Origin of the sequence: Gelidibacter sediminis (genome assembly GCF_004364975.1) — a bacterium.
GTDB lineage: Bacteria > Bacteroidota > Bacteroidia > Flavobacteriales > Flavobacteriaceae > Gelidibacter > Gelidibacter sediminis.
This window is the reverse complement of the sequence record NZ_SOBW01000007.1, coordinates 728558-747029: the sequence shown is the minus strand read 5'-3', so window position 1 is coordinate 747029 and position 18472 is coordinate 728558. Positions and strand designations below refer to the sequence as shown.

Sequence of the window (18472 nt, the reverse complement as noted above, 5' to 3'; positions counted from 1 at the left end):
TCAAATTATACGAGCATTTCTGTAAACTATGATTATGATAAGCTTTAAGTCTACTATGCGAAACCTGACTGTGACATTTACAGTGATAATTAAAACCACACTAGTATTATAAATATAACAGAGCGATTGAATAGAGTCCAAGTTACTATTTCTAGAATATAAATTCTGATAATAGTTTTGTATTTTATGCAATCGCTTCTGACATATTCAAACTAAAAGGGTTTCTTTTAGATAATAAGAAGTTTGTACTAACCCTTTAAATTAAGTTAGATTATATAAAATTTCGAATTAAAAATCCTCTCCATTATCATCATTATTTTGATTGTTTTGTTGACGCGCTTTCTTTTGTTGGTTAAAACGATAGGTAAATGATAAATTTATCGAGCGCGGACGTCGTTGAAATTCACTCTCACTAATAAATGTGTTGGTGGTAGTAAGTGTCTTTCTTTTTCGTGAATTGAACACATCACTTACATTAAGCCCTAAGGTGGCGTTATCATTAAAAATGTCTTTACTTAAAGCAAGGTCCACGGATAAAATGCCTTCATTTTCAGATTGTGCATCGTTGGATGGTCCGCGATAAAAAGCATTGGTTTGCCAATCAATTTGATAAGGCAAGCTAACCTTGGCGCTACCTCTGGCAAAATAACTGGTGTTTTTGGCACTATAATCTACGCCATTAAATTCGCCTTCGGTATTAAATTGGAAGAAGTTGAAGCTTCCATTAAGGCGCAACCATGGTGCAGGATTGTATAAAATACCGGCTTCAAAACCAATACGTTTATTGGTGCTCAAATTTATTGGGAGCATTCTTATGATGGGGATGCCATTTGGTGTTTCATTACCCGTATCTTCCTGTATGCGTTCAAAGGCATCAGTTTCGTGTTGATAATAAATGGAAGTAGTCAAAGTCAGTTTGCTCCAACGCTTTAAATACCCAAGATCAAAAGCACTTGAAAAAGCTGGGTCTAAATTGGTATTTCCTTGAAAAATATTCGCCTCACTGGAGCGGGATGGAAAAGGATTTATCCAACGACCTCTTGGTCTATTGATTCTTCGGTTATAACCCAAGGTAATGTTTTCACGATCGTTGAGTTCGTAAGTAAAGTTCAAGGTCGGAAACAGACCTGTGTAAGACTTGTCAAAATCAATGTGGAGTGCATCGTCTTCAATGGTTTCGACATTTTCTGCATTTACTTTACCTTTTAATTGGGTGTGTTCTAAACGCAAACCTGCCAAGAATGAAAATTTTCCAAACTTATTCCCATATTGCGTATAGACTGCGTTGACATTTTCCTTATAATTGAAAATATTGGACAAACTATCGTTACGAATAAAATTCCCGCCAGACGTGAGCTGTTCTGTCAGTTCGTAGTCGGTTGAAGTTTCTGAGAAATTTCCGCGATAACCGGCTTCAAATTGCGCATTCTCGCCAATAGGGCGTACATAATCTATTTGGGCAAGATATTCCTTTTGAGTATTATCCGAAGTAATAAACTCAGAAGGTAAAATATCTAGATTTGGAAATGTATTTAGTTCATCAATCTGCGATGTATTATCAGAGTTCCTATTTTCATATTGAAAGTCGGCTTTTAGTTCGTGACCGTTATCATCAAACTTCGTAATATAGTTTAAGGCAAATTGATAGTTTTTATCATCTTCAAATTCATATTCGGTTCGATTTCTGCTGATGGCCAATTCATTTGAGCTATTGAATTCATTGGCTAAATTAACGGTTTCATCATCATCATTACCACTTGAGAAAAATGCAGAAGCGGTAAGGGAAGTTTTGTCAGAAAGGAAATATTCAATCCCTAAATTGGTGTTGAAATTTCTACCAATACGGTCTCCATCCCGCGTTTCGATTACTAGAGGATTTATTATATTTTCGGAAAGGTATTGATTCTTAAATATAGCTTTTCCAGGAGATTCGCGATACCCCCAACCTGTGGTATTAAAAATATTGAATTTTTCTGTTCGAAGATTAATATTTCCATTAATACCACTACTGTTTGGGTAGCCAATATTGGTTTGTATGGACCCATTTAAGCCCAAAGTTTTTTCTTTTCGTAATATTATATTTAAGATACCGGCAGTACCTTCGGCGTCATATCGAGCGGATGGCGATGTGATTACTTCAACCCGGTCTATAGCATCAGCAGGAAGCGCGCGTAAGGCGTCAGTAGAACCGAAGCCAGCAATTGCGGAAGGTTTACCGTTAATTAATATACGTACATTTTCATTACCTCGTAAGGCTATGGCGCCGTCAATATCTACGGTAACAGATGGGACGTTTGCCAATGCATCGCCTACATTGGCGCCACTTGTGGTAAGGTCTTTCCCGATGTTATAAATTTTCTTGTCGAGCCTTACCTGTACTTCGGTTGTTTCTGCTCTAATTACGATTTCATCAAGAGCCTGAGAGTCTTCTGCCAACTTAACAGTGGGCAAAGTGGTGTCCTTATTTAAATTTTGATTCTCCAATGTTTTGGTTTCAAAGCCAATAAATTCAAATGTAACTTTATACATTCCAGCCGGTACTTTAATGGCATATTTACCTTCCAAATCTGTAATACCGCCCGTTACAATCTTGCCTTGCATATCTGTAAACGCCACTGTTGCATATTCTAATACGGCGCCTGTAGAGGCCTCTATAATGGTTCCGGTTATTGTAACTTTTTTTGTATCACCTGGGCTTTGCCCAAATGACACAAAAGACATACATAACAGGATAATGCTAATATATTTTTTCATAACCCTTTTTTATTGATTGACCTCTGTTTTTCTATTTCTCAAGAAATAATCGATAGAATATTTACCAGGGCCCGTAAGGAATAAGGTCACGTAACCAGCGCCATAAAGCAAGGCTCTTTCCATTATTCCAAAATCATCATTAATATGGACTATAAATGCCGCTACAAACATTGTTATAATTAGTGGTATTAAAGCCCAGCGTGTCAGTAGGCCCAGAGCCAATAATATGCTACAAATTACCTCGGCAAAAACTGCCAAAGCCAAAGAAGTGGTATCGCCTACACCAAAAGGATCTGAAAACCGGATGTCTCCACTGCCAAAAAGTCGTCCCCATTTTCCGATTCCGTGAGCAAATAACATTGTTAAACCTAAAAACAACCTCAAAAGCAAGAGGCCTGTATCATTTAAAGTGAAGTTTGTGAATTTTTCTAGTGCTTTCATCTAATTTTAATTATTTATAATTTTTAGTTTGTTGTTTAATTTGATGTTGCAAAGAAACCAATGGAACCGCGTAGGTGAAAATATTTTCCCGTGAACGACAGAACTTCTACCTTAAAAATCATATGTGCATTTAGAGGTGTAAAATTGCTGTTTATAGTATTCAGACAGTCGATGACGTCTTTTATTAAGTTAGTACCTTATAAATTATTTACTTTTATAGGATGAATTTTAAAATGTCCTCATCACATATTAATTTAAAAGAGCTAATTTTTCAGGTCCTGCTGAATATTACGGTGTTTGTGTTTTTTGGATTTGATAGACGTTTGCCAGGGATAGAATCATACCAACTCTTTTTCTTTCTCAATTATGCTCTTGCCGCACTCGTTATCAATTATGCCTTATTACCGCGCTATCTCTATAAAAACCGTTATTTAGAATTTGTTATTTACGCACTTGTGATTATCGGAATTGTAATTTTTGTGGAAGAGGCATTTTTAGAGCAAATCTTTTATCCGGACACGCGAGGAACAAAATTCTTGGGTGTGTTCTATAATTTATTGAGCACGATGCCGACCATTACCATTTTGGTGGGTTTTAAATTTGCTTGGGATGCCTTAAAAAAACAGCAAGAAGTTATCGAATTGAGAAATACGGTAAAGGAAAGTGAGTTACAATTTTTGAAGTCACAGATCAATCCACATTTTTTGTTTAATAATATGAACAATTTGTATGCTTATGCGGTAGAACAATCTCCAAAAACACCAGAGATTATTTTAGAGCTTTCTTCTGTTTTGCGCTATATGTTGTATGAATGCCAAGCTCCTTTTGTTTCAATTACAAAGGAATTGGAGCATATACAAAACTATATTAATTTAAGCGAACTTCATGTTGAAGGTCGTGGCGAGGTTACTTTTAAAAAAGGGAATATTCCTTCCAATTATCAGATTGCACCCTTAATTCTCTCCGTGTTTATAGAGAACGCTTTTAAACACAGTGTGTCTAGCCAGACCAAAAATATTATCATAGTTATTGACGTTAAGGTCTGTGATGACGGTGTCCTACATTTTATTTGTAAGAATTCGTTTTGTGAACAGAGCAATACAAAAAGTATGGATAGCGGCATAGGATTGGAGAACGTCAAAAAACGTTTGGAACTGATTTATCCAAAGTGTCACACTCTACAAATCGAGACTGAACATGACCAATACATAGTTGATCTAACCATCAATTTAAGCAAAACCCAAGGCTAATGAACTGCATCATAATAGAAGACCAAATGCCAGCCCAACGCATTCTGAAAAAATATATCGAAGATATAGGGTCACTAAATTTAGTGGGCACTTATACCGATGCACTGGAAGCGATGCAGATCTTGAATTCAGTCACGATAGATGTAATGTTCTTGGATATCCATCTTCCAAAATTATCAGGTATTGATTTTTTGAAAACCTTGACCAATCCGCCACAAGTGATTTTAACGACCGCTTTTCAAGAGTATGCTCTGGAAAGTTATGAACATAATGTGGTGGATTATCTCTTGAAACCCTTTTCTTTTCAGCGATTTGTGAAAGCAGTCTCCAAAATTAGCAAGTCAAGCGATGCGAATTTAGCTAAGGAGGCCATTGACCAGAGTAACACATCTCAGGAGGTTTATATAAAAAGCGGATATGACCTTATACGGGTTATGACTGACGACATTATCTTTTTAAAATCGGATTCCGATTATACTGAAATACACTTAAAAGATAAAAAACTATTGTCTTCTGAATCTTTGCGGCATTGGGAAGACACACTATCAGCAAAGAAATTTATGCGCATTCATAAATCTTATATATTCAATACGTGTAAGATTTTGAAAATTTCCGGAAACCAAGTGTTTATAGAGGGAGATATTAGAATTCCTGTTGGTAGGGCGTATAAAAATGACTTTATGAAACGATTTACTTAAATACAGGGTACAAGTTGTTACTTGTTATTATAAGATGGTGCATCGGATTGCGTTCGTTTTTCAATCAAGTTGTGTGTAAAACTACGGTATGTCTGTTGAAGACTTAAGGTAAGGTTCGAATCGGCGTTCTGAAGAATATATTATGGAAACAACTTATTTTTCTTCTTTTGAAAGGAATACATTTAAGTGTTAAAAGGATTTATTAAATTTACATGTATTGGATGATTTTGGTTTTGAACCTGACATTTTATAAGTTAATTTGAATCTATCAGTTTAGTTTAATGCTGAAGTAAAACCTAGATCACGTTTATCACATAAATTATTTGTACTAAAATTTTAAACAATGAAAACAGAATATATTGACATTCCATTAGTTAAAAACGAAGAGAAAAAACGCTTTGAAATTGAAATTGATGGGCACTTCGCTTTCATCGATTATAAGGAATCTGGTGATAAAATAGCCTTGATACATACTGAAACAGATCCGGAATTAGCGGGGAAAGGTGCCGCAGCTGCCGTGGTTGAGAAAACATTACATTATTTGGATGATAATAATATCTCTTTGCTTCCCTTTTGCCCATACGTGTTTGCTTATATCAAGAAACATCCAGAGTGGAAACGTATTGTTAGTCCAACATTTAATGGGTATGACAAACTTTAAATCAAATGTACAGTAATTGACTGTGCTTTTGAGAATTGATCTGCGACCTAAATAAATTCTTTTAAGCGTTACAGGTGTAACAAAAAAAGGCTCCAACATTTCAGTTGAAGCCTTCTGTACTCAAGGTGGGAATCGAACCCACACTCCAAAGGAACTGGATTTTGAATCCAGCGCGTCTACCAATTCCGCCACTTGAGCAATTATTCGGTGCTATACTTTATTTGTTATCCCTTAGCAATCGAAGCTGTTCTTTACCAACTCCAGATTTCCAATACTTCTCTCTCATTCTAGCCAACACTCGCGTTTCAGCTATTTCTGTGAAAATCAACTCAAAAGGTTGGTAGGCCTTTGTCGTTTTTTCTAGTCCTTTAAAATGTCTTTCTAATCTATCATCAAGGTTAGCGGTCATTCCTACATAAATGTAATTCTTAATCGTACTTGATATTGCATAAACGTGATACATATGTCAATGAGATTAAGAAAGCGCGCCTGCCTGTCGGCAGACAGGTCTACCAATTCCGCCACTTGAGCAATTAGGATTGCAAAATTATAAAATAATTTATAATAAACAATCATTGTTGAGGGATAAAATTTTGTGAGTATTAGAAAATTTTATAAAAAATTACTCTAAAATAGGGCTCTTAATCTTGTACTAAATGATTTTTAATTTCATGGTTTTGTCGATTTATAATCCAACTAGCTGAATTCTAAATCTTAACATGAATTATCCCGATCAGAATTTAAAGTCTTGATTCTTGGCTCCTACAGCAAAGCGATCTTGATTCTATTTTCAACCATTAATCAAAAACAACTAAAAATATCTATTATTTATCCATTTCTGTCCAAATAAATTCCTAAATTTGCAGCCTGTTAAACAGATCGAGTATTAATTCGCTATAAAACACCTCATTACAGATGCCTAACGTTGCTATTAAAGCCAAGATTTTTACGTGTTCTCAGAGTAGGGAACTAGCCGAAAAAATTGCAGCCACCTTTGGTGAGCCTCTTGGTAAGGTTATTACATCAACATACAGTGACGGCGAATTTCAGCCATCTTATGAAGAATCTATTAGGGGTACGCGATTGTTTATTATCGGATCCACACATCCTGGACCTGAAAATTTAATGGAAATGTTATTGATGATTGATGCTGCAAAGCGTGCTTCAGCAAGACACATTACCGCAGTGTTGCCTTACTTTGGTTGGGCAAGACAGGACAGAAAGGATAAACCTCGTGTTCCAATTGCAGCTAAACTAGTTGCGAAAATGTTGGAGGCTGCAGGAGCTACCCGAATTATCACCATGGATTTGCATGCTGATCAAATTCAAGGCTTTTTTGAAAAACCCGTAGATCATTTGTTCGCGTCTACAGTGTTTTTGCCGTATTTAAGAGGGTTAAACTTGAGCAACCTAACTATTGCTTCGCCAGATATGGGTGGTTCCAAAAGAGCTTATGCCTATTCTAAAGCTTTAGAAAGTGATGTGGTTATTTGTTACAAACAACGTGAAAAGGCTAATGTCATTTCACATATGGAATTGATTGGTGATGTAACAGGTAAAAACGTCGTATTGGTAGATGATATGGTGGATACCGCCGGAACATTGACCAAAGCTGCTGATTTAATGATGGAGCGCGGTGCATTGAGTGTAAGAGCTATTTGTACACATCCAATTTTATCTGGAAATGCTTATGAGCGTTTGGAAAATTCAAAATTAGAGGAGTTAATCGTAACAGATTCAATTCCTTTAAAACAAAAAAGCGACAAGATTAGAGTAATCAGTTGCGCTAACTTATTTGCTGAGGTTATGCATAATGTGCATTACAACAAGTCAATCAGCTCTAAGTTCTTAATGTAGTCTTTATTAAAAAGCTGCATACCAAAAATGTATTTTTAATTATTAACTATAAATTTTCAAAATGAAATCAATTACAATCAATGGATCTCAAAGAGAAAGCGTGGGCAAAAAGTCAACAAAAGCCTTACGTAATGCTGGTCAGGTTCCTTGCGTATTATACGGAGGAGACAAACCAGTGCATTTCTCAGCACCTGAATTGGCTTTCTCTAAACTGGTTTATACGCCTAATGCGCATACAGTTGTGATTGCCATAGAAAACGGATCATCTTTTAATGCTATTATGCAAGATATCCAGTTTCACCCTGTAACAGACAGAATCTTACATATAGATTTCTATCAGTTATTTGATGATAAAGAAATAGCAATGGATATTCCTGTGCATATTATCGGAACTTCTAAAGGAGTATTAAACGGTGGTGTTCTACGTAGAAACCAACGTAAACTAAGAGTAAAAGCTCTACCAGCTAACTTGCCAGATTTTATTGAAGCTGATATTACGCCTTTAAAAATTGGTGGTAAATTGTATATCACTTCTTTAGAGAACCCTGATTACAAATTTTTACACCCAGATAACACTGTAGTTTGTCAAGTAAGACGTTCTAGAGCAAGTGTTGCTGAGTTTGAAGATGATGAAGAAGAATTAGAAGAAGGAGCAGCAGCAGAGGGAGCGGAAGCTACTGAAGGTGCGGCAGAAGGTCAAGAATAAATCTTGCTTCACGACATATTTTAAAGCATTCTGTGTATTCAGGATGCTTTTTTTATTTTTGTCAACAATTAGAATGGTAAATTATTTTGAACCCTTCTGATTTATAAGAATATTTAAAATGCAGCGCATAGCTCGAGAATGCTGAAGTTTTTAAGACATATTTTTAAACCCTCAAAGCGATCAAATCAGGTTGAAGAAAGCACTATGAAAAAATATCTCATTGTAGGTCTTGGTAATATTGGAAGTGACTATGTAAATACAAGACATAATATTGGTTTTAAGGTCTTAGATCATTTGGCCAAACAGGAAGATTTAAATTTTGAAACCCGAAAATTGGGAGATGTTGCTGAGTATAAGTTTAAAGGGCGACAATTTATCTTGTTGAAACCTAATACTTATATGAATTTAAGCGGTAAGGCTATTGTGTATTGGATGGCTAAGGAAAACATCCCTTTAGAAAACGTATTGGTTATTACTGACGATTTGAACTTACCTTTTGGTACCATTCGCTTAAAGACAAAAGGGAGTGCAGGTGGTCATAACGGATTGAAAGATACGCAGGATAAATTACAGACTACTAATTACAACCGATTTAGATTTGGGATAAGTAATGCCTTTAGCAAAGGCAGGCAGGTGGATTATGTGTTGGGTGAATGGACGCCGGAGGAGAACGCAAAATTGGGAGAGCGCTTGGATAAATCGGTTGAACTGATCAAATCTTTCGCAATGGCAGGGGTCAATATTACGATGAATACCTTTAACGGGCAGTAAACATCTTTGTCGGTTAAATTACTCAATAAAAAAAAGCATCCAAAGGGATGCTTTTTTTGTTTTTATGTGTTTATTGCTTTATAAGACTCTGTGCTTTTTTAGGAGCGCTCACACTTACTATAGCATTCTGATTATAGTGTACTTCTTTTACAGTTTCTGCGTTAAAATAAAGCCATTTCCCAACTTTTTTGCCATTATCAAAGGTAGCGGCAACGGTTTTATTCCCCGCTCGGTCATATTCTGACCATTCACCTTGAAGCTTTCCGTCTAGCGTATAAGTACCTTTCTGGTTTACAGCACCATTGTCATGATAATAAATAACTTCAATAGTTTTCTCCTTATCATTGAGCTTTAGGTCTCGTTTTTCCTGGGAGATTGTAGTTGCAGAACATAATATAGCAGCGATGAATAAGATGGATGTTTTCATATGTTTAGGTTTTGACGATACACAAACATAAAGAATAGTTAACATAAACGCAACATTAAGGTAACGTTAAGTTAACATTGGAGATGTAATTGAATGCCAATGAGGGGATTGAAAATATTATTTGTAGGCATTAAGGTTAATATTGTCTTGACATAACACAGCGAATAATATTTGATATTTGCAATAGTCTTAAGACATTCATCAGTAGTATTTCATTATATTTTATTAGTTTTTGTCGACTATAATATCATGAATTCTAAAAACTGCCTTTGGCCAAGGCAGTTTTGTTTATTTGAAAATTTAATGTTAAGGAAACATTAAATACAGTTTAGTGTTGGTTCTTTGCAGTGACAAAAACTAATACTGATTTTATGAAATTATCTTCTGGACTCTTTGTGCTGCTTTTTGGTATAAGTACATTTCTTAATGCACAAACTACTGAAGGGCCTAGTTTAGGTAACGGTATCTTTAATATAGTTGGGAAAGACAGTACTTTTTCAATGAGAATGGGCTTACAGCTGCAATTTCAAGGTGCATCTGAATGGACAGAACGTAATAATTCTTTTACAGATACTCAATCACAATTCATAATAAGAAGGGCACGTCTTAAATTTTACGGATTCGTCTATTCTCCAAAATTAACTTATAAAATAGCATTGGGACTTTCTAATAGAGATATGTCTGGGGCTTCTGTTTACACAAATAATGCGCCACGGTATATTGTTGATGCGGTTATGAAATGGAATTTTTATGAGAATTTTGAATTGTGGTTTGGACAGACAAAACTTCCAGGCGATATGGAAACCCTGACATCATCAGGCAATCTTCAACTGGTTGACCGTTCTCTAATGAATAAATCCTTCGGAATTGATCGCGATTTAGGACTGCAAATTCATCATAAGATTAAACTTTCTGATAAGATGCTCTTAAAAGAAGCATTTGCCATTTCTCAAGGTGAAGGCCGCAATGTGACTTCTGGCAACTTCGGTGGGAATCAATATACATCGCGATTGGAATTTTACCCGCTTGGAGATTTCATTAAAGGCGGTGCGTTTTTAGGAGGTGATATTTATAGAGAACCAACGCCGAAATTAGCGTTTGGTGTTGCATATGATTTTAATGATAACGCTGTTAAATCAGGGAGTAATCAGGGACGGTATATGGTCACCGATACTGGATTTCACGAAACCGATATTTCCACATTATTTATTGATGCCTTAGTGAAATATCAAGGTTTTTCTTTAATGGCTGAATATGCTGATAGATCTGCGGATGATGCGGTTGCGAAAAATTCTGATGGTACAACCACTGGAGATGTTGTGGAAGTAGGTTCAGGGTTTAATCTGCAAATGGGCTATGTGTTTGAAAATAATTGGGAAGTGACCGGTAGATATTCCAATCTTAATCCTGAAAAACAAATCACTGGCGACGACGTAGAAAACCAATACACCTTTGGGGTTTCAAAATATATTTTGGGACATAAATTGAAGGTTCAGACGGACCTAAGTTATTTAAATGCAAAGGCTTCTGAAGATCAATTAATGTTCCGTTTACAATTTGCTGTCCATTTTTAAAAACATAACATTTACGTAACACTACCTTTAAAAACACTTAGGATATTTGCAAACTATTTTAAATTAAATTATGGAGAATATTTATTTGTACATGATCATTGCTTTGGCCATTTTAGCGGTTGCTGATTTGGTGGTCGGGGTTAGTAATGACGCGGTTAACTTTTTAAACTCAGCAATTGGTTCTAAAGCGGTTTCTTTTAGAACACTCATGATAGTTGCGAGTTTAGGTATTGCCATTGGTGCCATATTTTCTAGTGGGATGATGGAAATTGCACGGAAAGGGATCTTCAATCCGGAGCAATTTATGTTCAGCGAGATTATGATCATTTTTATGGCGGTGATGATTACTGATATTTTGTTGTTAGATTTCTTCAATTCCATGGGATTGCCAACCTCTACGACGGTGTCCATTGTATTCGAATTACTTGGAGCTTCTGTGGCAATGACACTGATAAAAATCAGTCATGACAGTGGCAATTTTGCTGATGTCATAGATTATATCAATACTGCCAAAGTAACAGAAATTATTTCCGGGATCCTGCTCTCCGTGGTTATCGCATTTTCTGTAGGAGCCATTGTGCAGTGGGTCGCCAGATTGTTGCTTTCGTATGACTTTGAGAGAAAAGCAAATTGGGTAGGTGCATTATTTGGTGGGATTGCGTTAACATCAATTACGTACTTTATTTTTCTTAAAGGTATTGGTGGAACAAACTTGGCTAAACAAAGTTATGATTTTACCAGTGGGGAAACCATCAAGGAATTCTTAGAACATCAAGCTTTTTATATTGTATCGTTAAGTTTCTTAGTATGGACGGCCTTGTCTTATGCTGTTATTGTCTTTTTGAAAACAAATATTTATAAGTTGATCATTTTGGTTGGTACTTTTGCTTTGGCGTTAGCTTTTGCAGGGAACGATTTAGTAAACTTTATCGGGCCATCTATGGGGGCTTTTCAAGCCTATTCTGATTTTACAAATCCTGCCGTGAATACGCTTGGTTTATCTGCTTCTGAATTTCCGATGGCGAGTTTGGGAGAGAAAGCATCAACCCCTACACTATTATTGCTAGGTGCTGGTATCGTTATGGTGTTAACCTTATGGTTCTCTTCTAAAGCTAAAGGGGTTGTAAAAACCTCTCTCGATTTGGCGAGTCAAGGCGAAACTAAAGAACGTTTTCAACCTAATTTCTTGTCAAGAAACTTTGTGAGAATGGCCATGGGCATCTCTCAGGTTACCTCTTATATTTTGCCAAAATCTTGGGAAGAAAAAATTGACAAACAATTTGAGGCTCCGGTTATAAAATTGGCAAAAGATAAAGTGCACGAATTACCTTCTTTTGACTTGGTAAGGGCCGCAGTTAATTTAATGGTAGCAGCAGTGCTGATTGCCATCGCCACTTCCTATAAATTGCCTTTATCAACCACATACGTTACATTTATGGTGGCCATGGGTACTTCATTGGCTGATAGAGCTTGGGGTGCAGAAAGTGCGGTCTATAGAGTTGCTGGAGTAATTAATGTTATTGGCGGCTGGTTTTTTACCGCCATTAGTGCCTTCTTTGCAGCGGCTTTGGTAGCGTATTTGTTAAATTTAAATGTTAAGGTGATGTTCCCAATCTTGCTATTGGTGGCCTTTGCTTTACTGATTAAAAGTTCTATAGCGCATAATAATAAGATTAAAGAGAGCAAAGCTGAAGACCGATTGAATAAAACCGAGAGCAGTTCTGTACAAGGCGTCATTCATGAGAGTGCCAATAATATTGCCAATGTAATCAAGCGAGGTAATAAAATTTACACCAATGCCATCAATGGTCTGGCGTTACAAGATTTGTCCATGTTGAAAAAGAACAAGAAACAGGTAAGAAAACTGTCTGAAGAAGTGGATGAATTGCGTGACAATGTGTTCTATTTCATAAAGAACTTAGATGAATCTAGTGTAGGAGCCAGTAATTTTTACATCAATATTCTAGGGTATTTGCAAGATATGACCCAGTCTTTAGAATACATTTCTAAGGTGAGTCATAAGCACATCCATAATAACCATAAGAAATTGAAATTTAGTCAGATTAAGGAACTGAAGGAAGTGGATGAACGTTTTGAACGCTTTTTCAATAATACTAGGAATGCTTTTGAATCGCACTCATTTGAAGAAATTGGTATTATATTAGGAAGAAAAAAAGAGATCATCACGCTTGTAACCGATAAAATTCAAAAGCAAGTAGAGCGTACACGTACGGAAGAATCTAGCCCTAAAAATACGACACTATATTTCAGTATTTTGTTGGAGACAAAAGATTTGTTAAATGCTACTATGAATCTGTTGGAAGAATATCATAACGCTCATGACAGTTCAGTAAAACCGATTACATTTCCTGATAAACACAAAAAATAGGAAATACTACAGTGTCTTACAGTAAACACCCTAAACGGATATTCAATCGGCTTAGGGTGTTTTTGTATTGTGGTCTTTAAATATATTGTCAGCTGCGTACTTTTTTCTCTATTAAAGGCTTCTTTAGGGGTAATTATAATATAAATGTGATGTGTTTGGAGTTGATTCAGCAGTTAGTCTTTATTAACACGCAACAAAGTAAAAAGGCTACACGATCACTGTCATGTAGCCTTTTTAATATAAGTTGTAGCAAATTAATTACTCTGCTAACTCTTGATCCAAGTCTTCGTTAACCGATTTCATCTTTGTACGTAACCACATTTTAAATTTGGTGATTAAGAAAAATAAAATTGGTACTACTATTAAGGTAAGGAATGTGGCTATCAGTAATCCGTATATAACGGTCCAAGCCAGAGGACCCCAAAACACCACGTTATCACCACCAATATAAATATTAGCATCAAACTCTTTAAATAAGGTAAAGAAGTTAATGTTAAGTCCGATGGCTAAAGGGATCAATCCTAAAATCGTCGTAATGGCCGTCAACAATACAGGTCGCAAACGCGCTTTTCCTGCTTTGACAATCGTTTCAAAGAGATCTTCGGTTTCTAAATAATCACTTTTTTCGAGATTGAGTGCATTCTTTTTACGTTCTATAAGCAATTCGGCATAATCCAATAGTACCACACCGTTATTAACAACTATTCCAGCTAAGGCAATAATGCCCACCATAGTCATCATAATTACGAATGCGCTTCCTGTAACTACAAGACCACCAAACACACCAATCAAACTTAAAAAGATTGCCAGCATGATTATAGCGGGCTTTGAAATGGAATTAAATTGAAAAATCAGGATAAAAAAGATCAAGCCGAGCCCCGTAAAGAAGGCGCCCATTAAGAACGTCATTTGCTTGTTTTGTTCTTCAATTTGTCCTGTGTAATCAATCTTGATGTTTTCAGGTAAACCTTCGTAACTTTTCATCTCATTCTGAATCTGTGTTACAATGGCACCGGCGTCAGTATAACCAGGAGACAGCGCAGAATAAACGGTTACCACACGGTTGGTGCCTTTGTGTTTAATGGCGCTAAATCCGGAGTTGTTTTCATATTTAATCAGCGTAGATAACGGGATGTTCTTAATCTGACCCTTATTGTCCCTAAAGGTGATGTTTTGATTGAATATTGCACTGGTATTATAACGGTTTTCTTCATTAAAACGCACGTTAATATCAAAATCGTCACCGCCATCTTTATAGATTCCAGCTTTGGCCCCAAATATCGAATTACGGAGCTGTTGCCCTACTTGCGATGCACTCACGCCAAGTTCGCCTGCTTTCTCACGATCTACAGTAACACGCATGGTTGGCTTGTCTTTATTTACATCAATTTTGAGCTCATCAATGCCGGCAATGTTTTTGGTATTGATAAATTCGCGCATGTTTTCAGCGGTTGCAATTAACTCATTATAATCATCGCCTTCAATTTCAATATTAATTGGTGATCCCGCAGGAGGACCGTTGGCATCCTTTTCAACAGAAATTAAAACCCCTGGATAAATACCCACTAATTTTTCTTGTACTTTTTGTCGAAGGAGCTCACTATCCGCACCTTGTCTAAATTTATACTCGCGCATAGAGGCGGTAATTTTGGCTTTATGGGGCATTTCAGCTGCAGAGCCCATGTCAGTCTGTGGGTTTCCGGCACCTTCTCCAACTTGAGAAACAGCACTTTCTACTAAAAAGTTATAATCTCCTTCTTTGTACTGTTTGTCATTGATAACATCATAGACCCGCTTTTCAATTTGTTGGGTAATGGCATTGGTTTTTTCAATAGCCGTCCCTTGTGGGTATTCTATATAAACAATAATCTGATTCGGCTTATTATCTGGGAAAAACTCAACCTTAGTACGTTGGGAAGACAGTGACGCGCCAAAAGCCACAAATGCCAAAATCAACAACGCGAAGGTACCAATGCTTAATATATACGGCATTTTTCCAGAAAGAGCGCTGCGCAGTTGACGTTCATACCAATTTTCTAATTTAACAAGGGTGTGATTCTGAAAGTTGTTAGCCCAGCCCCTTAAAAAAAGTCGGTATACCCACAGCATAATGGCCGTGAAGATCATTATGGTGCCTAACGCACGGTAGTCGCCCGCAGTAAAAAACACAATCAAACCTATCACCACCATAACACTTGTGGTGATGATGATGCGTTTTAAAGGCATATTCTTGTCTTCAATACTCATAAATTGCGAAACCAACACGGAGTTAAAGAATATGGCCACAAATAAGGACGAGCCTAAAACTACAGATAATGTGATTGGTAAAATCATCATGAATTCGCCCATAATTCCGGGCCACAAGCCTAAAGGAATAAATGCAGCAACAGTGGTGGCGGTAGAAATGATAATTGGGAAAGCAATTTCGCCAATTCCCTCCTTTGCCGCTTCTATACGACTCATGCCTTCTTCATCCATCAAACGATAGACATTTTCAACCACTACAATACCATTGTCTACCAACATCCCAAGGCCCATAATGAGTCCGAAAAGCACCATGGTATTCAAGCTTTGACCTAACATGTTCAATATCATTAAAGACATAAACATGGACATAGGAATGGCAAACCCCACGAAAATGGCGTTTTTAAATCCTAGAAAGAACATTAACACAGTGACTACAAGAATCACCCCGAAAATGATGTTATTCACCAAATCGTCCACCTGTCCGATGGTTACGGAAGATTGATCATTGGTAATACTTACTTTAAGATTTGGAGGAAAGATGTCCGCTTTGGCTTTCTCAACAACCACCTTGATTTGTTCTACTGCCGCTACCATATTTTTGCCAGCACGTTTTTTAACGTCTAGCATCACAACAGGCTCACCAAATTCGCGCGCAAATGTAGTTTTGTCTTCTTCATGAAAAGTTACCGTAGCCACATCCTTAAGATAGATGGCGTTTCCGTCTTCGGCTTTTACCACAAAATTTTCCAATTCTTTAGGCGATTCAATTTCACCTAAGATGCGAATGGTTCGGCGTTGTCCGCTTGCAATTAAGTTGCCGGCAGACATGGTAACGTTGCCGTTTTTAATGGCGCCAATAATATCATTAAAGGTCACTTCAGAGGCCATCATTTTATAGATGTCTACCGCTATTTCTACTTCTTTTTCCTGAGCTCCACGGATATCAGCTTTCTTGATTTCTTGAATGTCTTCAATTTCATCCTGAAGGTATTCTGCAAACTCTTTTAGTTTTTCAACAGTATAATCTCCAGAAATATTGATATTTAAAATGGGCATTTCTTCTGAAAGACTCAACTCAAAAACATCGGGCTTTACTTTAGCATCATTAAATGTAGGCCAGTCCTCACTAGCCGTTTCACTATCTATTTCGTCTTTAACCTTTTGTTTGGCCTGTTCTACAGTAATGTGTTCATCAAACTCTACCACCACCATAGAAAAATCTTCTTGGGACGTTGAGGTGATGTCCACCACATTGCTTACCGTTTTTAACTTGTCTTCAAGCGGATCAGTAATTAATTTTTCAATGTCTTCAGCAGTATTTCCTGGAAAAACAGAACTGACATAAATCTTAGTTTCATTAACCTCAGGGAAACTTTCCCTTGGCATACTAAAAAACGCAGTAATACCGAGGTAGAAAATCACCGCAATGAGCACATACATTGTGGTTTTATTGTTAATGGCCCATGATGATAAGCCAAATCTTTTTTCTACTTTTTTGTTCTTCTTAGCCATTCTGTGTAGCGTCTATTGTTAATACCTCTACAGTTTGCCCATCCTTGACGCTTCTAGCACCCTCTTGAATGAGTTCTGCATTGTTTTCAATACCTTCCAAAACTTCAATTTGATCTCCTTGGGTTCTTCCAGTTTTGATGACCACTCGTGTGGCTATACCCTGATTTTTATCGTTTTTATCTTTAACTACGTAGACATACTGCTCGCCTTCAGCGTTCTCAGAGATGATACTTTGTGGTATCAACAAGGCATTTTCATTAGTGTAATCATTAATTTTTAAACGCGCGGTGAGGTTAGGTTTAATTATGTTATCCTTATTAGGAATGGCAACTTCTGCTTTAAAGGTTCTATTTGCAGGGTTGATTACACTACTGGTTTGACGTACCTTAGTACTGATAGTTTTTCCTAGTACAGGGAAGTTGACTTCAACATCTTTGCCTTTTGTAATGGCATTGACATAACGCTCTGGAACTTCAGTTTCAATATACATATCGTCTAAATTAACAATCTGCATCAATTGTGTTTGGCCTGCCGCCACTACGCTTCCTTGTTCTGTAATAATGTTATCAATAGTCCCAGAAAATGGCGCTCTAATTACTGTTTTGGCTATTTGCTGTCTTATTTGACTCACTGCCTCAGCTTGTCCTTCATAGTTTGATTTAGCCTGAAGAAACTGAATCTCACTTCCAATTTTTTGATCCCATAAACGTTTTTGACGCTCATAGGTAGTTTTTGCCAAATCAGCCTGAATTTGTTGTTGGGCTAATTGCTGACTTAATCCACCATCATCAATTTTAGCCAAAGTTTGACCTTTGCTTACGCGTTGTCCTTCTTTTACATATACATTGGTAAGAATGCCATTGTATTCTGGTTTAAGAACCAAAAGGTTTTTGGTAGTTACGTTGCCTTGTAGCTCCAGCACGTGATTGAACTGTTCTGGGATTGCTTTAATAGTGGTTATTAACGGCACATTTTTAGTGGTATCCAACTCAGAAATCTTTTCATCAAGCATCTTAATTTTATCGTGTAGCACTTGCTGCTCATCAACCAACTCAGCTTTCTTTTTTCTGATGGTTTCAAGATTGTTGCTATCTAGGGCTTTTTCTACCGTGTTGTTGTTATCATCGCCACAAGAGGTGAGTAGTAGGGCTGGTATTAGTAATACAAATATATTTTTCATAGGGT

14 protein-coding genes and 1 tRNA gene are annotated in these 18472 nt (G+C 36.7%); 8 read left to right on the top strand and 7 right to left on the bottom strand.

The genetic code is table 11. From position 1 onward, the window contains the following. Nucleotides 1–288: 288 nt before the first annotated feature. Together BXY82_RS03170 and BXY82_RS03165 are read right to left on the bottom strand one after the other, a co-directional pair. Nucleotides 289–2754 (bottom strand): outer membrane beta-barrel family protein, encoded by a 2466-nt coding sequence (locus BXY82_RS03170; RefSeq protein WP_133756723.1) that lies wholly within the window; start codon nt 2752–2754, stop codon nt 289–291. Between the two features lie 9 nt (nt 2755–2763). Beyond that, a complete protein-coding gene (locus BXY82_RS03165; RefSeq protein WP_133756722.1) occupies nt 2764–3195 on the bottom strand; it encodes a DoxX family protein in 432 nt (143 codons plus the stop codon). Nucleotides 3196–3428: 233 nt separating this feature from the next. On the opposite strand from BXY82_RS03165, the gene BXY82_RS03160 reads away from it, so the two are divergent. From BXY82_RS03160 to BXY82_RS03150, 3 genes are all read left to right on the top strand, one after another. Next, the gene (locus BXY82_RS03160; protein ID WP_243835665.1) at nt 3429–4445 is read left to right on the top strand and encodes a sensor histidine kinase; all 1017 of its coding nucleotides are present in this window, start codon (nt 3429–3431) and stop codon (nt 4443–4445) included. Continuing rightward, nucleotides 4445–5143 carry a LytR/AlgR family response regulator transcription factor gene (locus BXY82_RS03155; protein ID WP_133756720.1) on the top strand — a complete coding sequence of 233 codons (699 nt, stop codon included), beginning with the start codon at nt 4445–4447 and terminating at the stop codon, nt 5141–5143. The genes BXY82_RS03160 and BXY82_RS03155 overlap by 1 nt, the downstream gene beginning before the upstream one ends. Nucleotides 5144–5486: 343 nt before the next feature. Then, entirely contained in the window at nt 5487–5804 is a 318-nt protein-coding gene (locus BXY82_RS03150) for a GNAT family N-acetyltransferase (RefSeq protein ID WP_133756719.1), read from the top strand. 117 nt (nt 5805–5921) lie between these two features. On the opposite strand, the gene BXY82_RS03145 is transcribed toward BXY82_RS03150, so the two are convergent. Next, a tRNA-Leu gene (locus tag BXY82_RS03145) sits at nt 5922–6002 on the bottom strand. A gap of 19 nt (nt 6003–6021) precedes the next feature. Next, nucleotides 6022–6267 (bottom strand): GIY-YIG nuclease family protein, encoded by a 246-nt coding sequence (locus BXY82_RS03140; protein ID WP_133756718.1) that lies wholly within the window; start codon nt 6265–6267, stop codon nt 6022–6024. 452 nt (nt 6268–6719) lie between these two features. On the opposite strand from BXY82_RS03140, the gene BXY82_RS03135 reads away from it, so the two are divergent. The 3 genes from BXY82_RS03135 to pth all read left to right on the top strand — a co-directional run bounded on the left by BXY82_RS03135 (nt 6720) and on the right by pth (nt 9138). Beyond that, the gene (locus BXY82_RS03135; RefSeq protein WP_133756717.1) at nt 6720–7661 is read left to right on the top strand and encodes a ribose-phosphate pyrophosphokinase; all 942 of its coding nucleotides are present in this window, start codon (nt 6720–6722) and stop codon (nt 7659–7661) included. A gap of 61 nt (nt 7662–7722) precedes the next feature. Further along, nucleotides 7723–8367: a 50S ribosomal protein L25/general stress protein Ctc gene (locus tag BXY82_RS03130; protein WP_133756716.1), complete on the top strand. Its 645-nt coding sequence runs from the start codon at nt 7723–7725 to the stop codon at nt 8365–8367. A gap of 204 nt (nt 8368–8571) precedes the next feature. Continuing rightward, nucleotides 8572–9138, top strand: coding sequence for an aminoacyl-tRNA hydrolase (gene pth, locus BXY82_RS03125; protein WP_394345921.1), 567 nt, complete (start codon nt 8572–8574; stop codon nt 9136–9138). Between the two features lie 70 nt (nt 9139–9208). On the opposite strand, the gene BXY82_RS03120 is transcribed toward pth, so the two are convergent. After that, nucleotides 9209–9565 (bottom strand): toxin-antitoxin system YwqK family antitoxin, encoded by a 357-nt coding sequence (locus BXY82_RS03120; protein WP_133756714.1) that lies wholly within the window; start codon nt 9563–9565, stop codon nt 9209–9211. Nucleotides 9566–9936: 371 nt separating this feature from the next. Here BXY82_RS03120 and BXY82_RS03115 point away from each other — a divergent pair, with 371 nt between their 5' ends. Continuing rightward, nucleotides 9937–11139: a porin gene (locus BXY82_RS03115; protein WP_133756713.1), complete on the top strand. Its 1203-nt coding sequence runs from the start codon at nt 9937–9939 to the stop codon at nt 11137–11139. A gap of 70 nt (nt 11140–11209) precedes the next feature. Continuing rightward, complete coding sequence (locus BXY82_RS03110; RefSeq protein ID WP_133756712.1) at nt 11210–13528, top strand: inorganic phosphate transporter; 2319 nt, start codon at nt 11210–11212, stop codon at nt 13526–13528. Nucleotides 13529–13786: 258 nt separating this feature from the next. On the opposite strand, the gene BXY82_RS03105 is transcribed toward BXY82_RS03110, so the two are convergent. Together BXY82_RS03105 and BXY82_RS03100 are read right to left on the bottom strand one after the other, a co-directional pair. Beyond that, complete coding sequence (locus BXY82_RS03105; protein ID WP_133756711.1) at nt 13787–17287, bottom strand: efflux RND transporter permease subunit; 3501 nt, start codon at nt 17285–17287, stop codon at nt 13787–13789. Beyond that, nucleotides 17280–18467 (bottom strand): efflux RND transporter periplasmic adaptor subunit, encoded by a 1188-nt coding sequence (locus BXY82_RS03100; protein ID WP_133756710.1) that lies wholly within the window; start codon nt 18465–18467, stop codon nt 17280–17282. The genes BXY82_RS03105 and BXY82_RS03100 overlap by 8 nt, the downstream gene beginning before the upstream one ends. Nucleotides 18468–18472 lie beyond the last annotated feature (5 nt).

What these genes read in the sequence shown, in the direction of transcription:
- BXY82_RS03170 (WP_133756723.1), bottom strand. Translation starts at nt 2,754, where the DNA reads ATGAAAAAATATATTAGCATTATCCTGTTATGTATGTCTTTTGTGTCA.
- BXY82_RS03165 (WP_133756722.1), bottom strand. Translation starts at nt 3,195, where the DNA reads ATGAAAGCACTAGAAAAATTCACAAACTTCACTTTAAATGATACAGGC.
- BXY82_RS03160 (WP_243835665.1), top strand. Translation starts at nt 3,429, where the DNA reads ATGTCCTCATCACATATTAATTTAAAAGAGCTAATTTTTCAGGTCCTG.
- BXY82_RS03155 (WP_133756720.1), top strand. Translation starts at nt 4,445, where the DNA reads ATGAACTGCATCATAATAGAAGACCAAATGCCAGCCCAACGCATTCTG.
- BXY82_RS03150 (WP_133756719.1), top strand. Translation starts at nt 5,487, where the DNA reads ATGAAAACAGAATATATTGACATTCCATTAGTTAAAAACGAAGAGAAA.
- BXY82_RS03140 (WP_133756718.1), bottom strand. Translation starts at nt 6,267, where the DNA reads ATGTATCACGTTTATGCAATATCAAGTACGATTAAGAATTACATTTAT.
- BXY82_RS03135 (WP_133756717.1), top strand. Translation starts at nt 6,720, where the DNA reads ATGCCTAACGTTGCTATTAAAGCCAAGATTTTTACGTGTTCTCAGAGT.
- BXY82_RS03130 (WP_133756716.1), top strand. Translation starts at nt 7,723, where the DNA reads ATGAAATCAATTACAATCAATGGATCTCAAAGAGAAAGCGTGGGCAAA.
- pth (WP_394345921.1), top strand. Translation starts at nt 8,572, where the DNA reads ATGAAAAAATATCTCATTGTAGGTCTTGGTAATATTGGAAGTGACTAT.
- BXY82_RS03120 (WP_133756714.1), bottom strand. Translation starts at nt 9,565, where the DNA reads ATGAAAACATCCATCTTATTCATCGCTGCTATATTATGTTCTGCAACT.
- BXY82_RS03115 (WP_133756713.1), top strand. Translation starts at nt 9,937, where the DNA reads ATGAAATTATCTTCTGGACTCTTTGTGCTGCTTTTTGGTATAAGTACA.
- BXY82_RS03110 (WP_133756712.1), top strand. Translation starts at nt 11,210, where the DNA reads ATGGAGAATATTTATTTGTACATGATCATTGCTTTGGCCATTTTAGCG.
- BXY82_RS03105 (WP_133756711.1), bottom strand. Translation starts at nt 17,287, where the DNA reads ATGGCTAAGAAGAACAAAAAAGTAGAAAAAAGATTTGGCTTATCATCA.
- BXY82_RS03100 (WP_133756710.1), bottom strand. Translation starts at nt 18,467, where the DNA reads ATGAAAAATATATTTGTATTACTAATACCAGCCCTACTACTCACCTCT.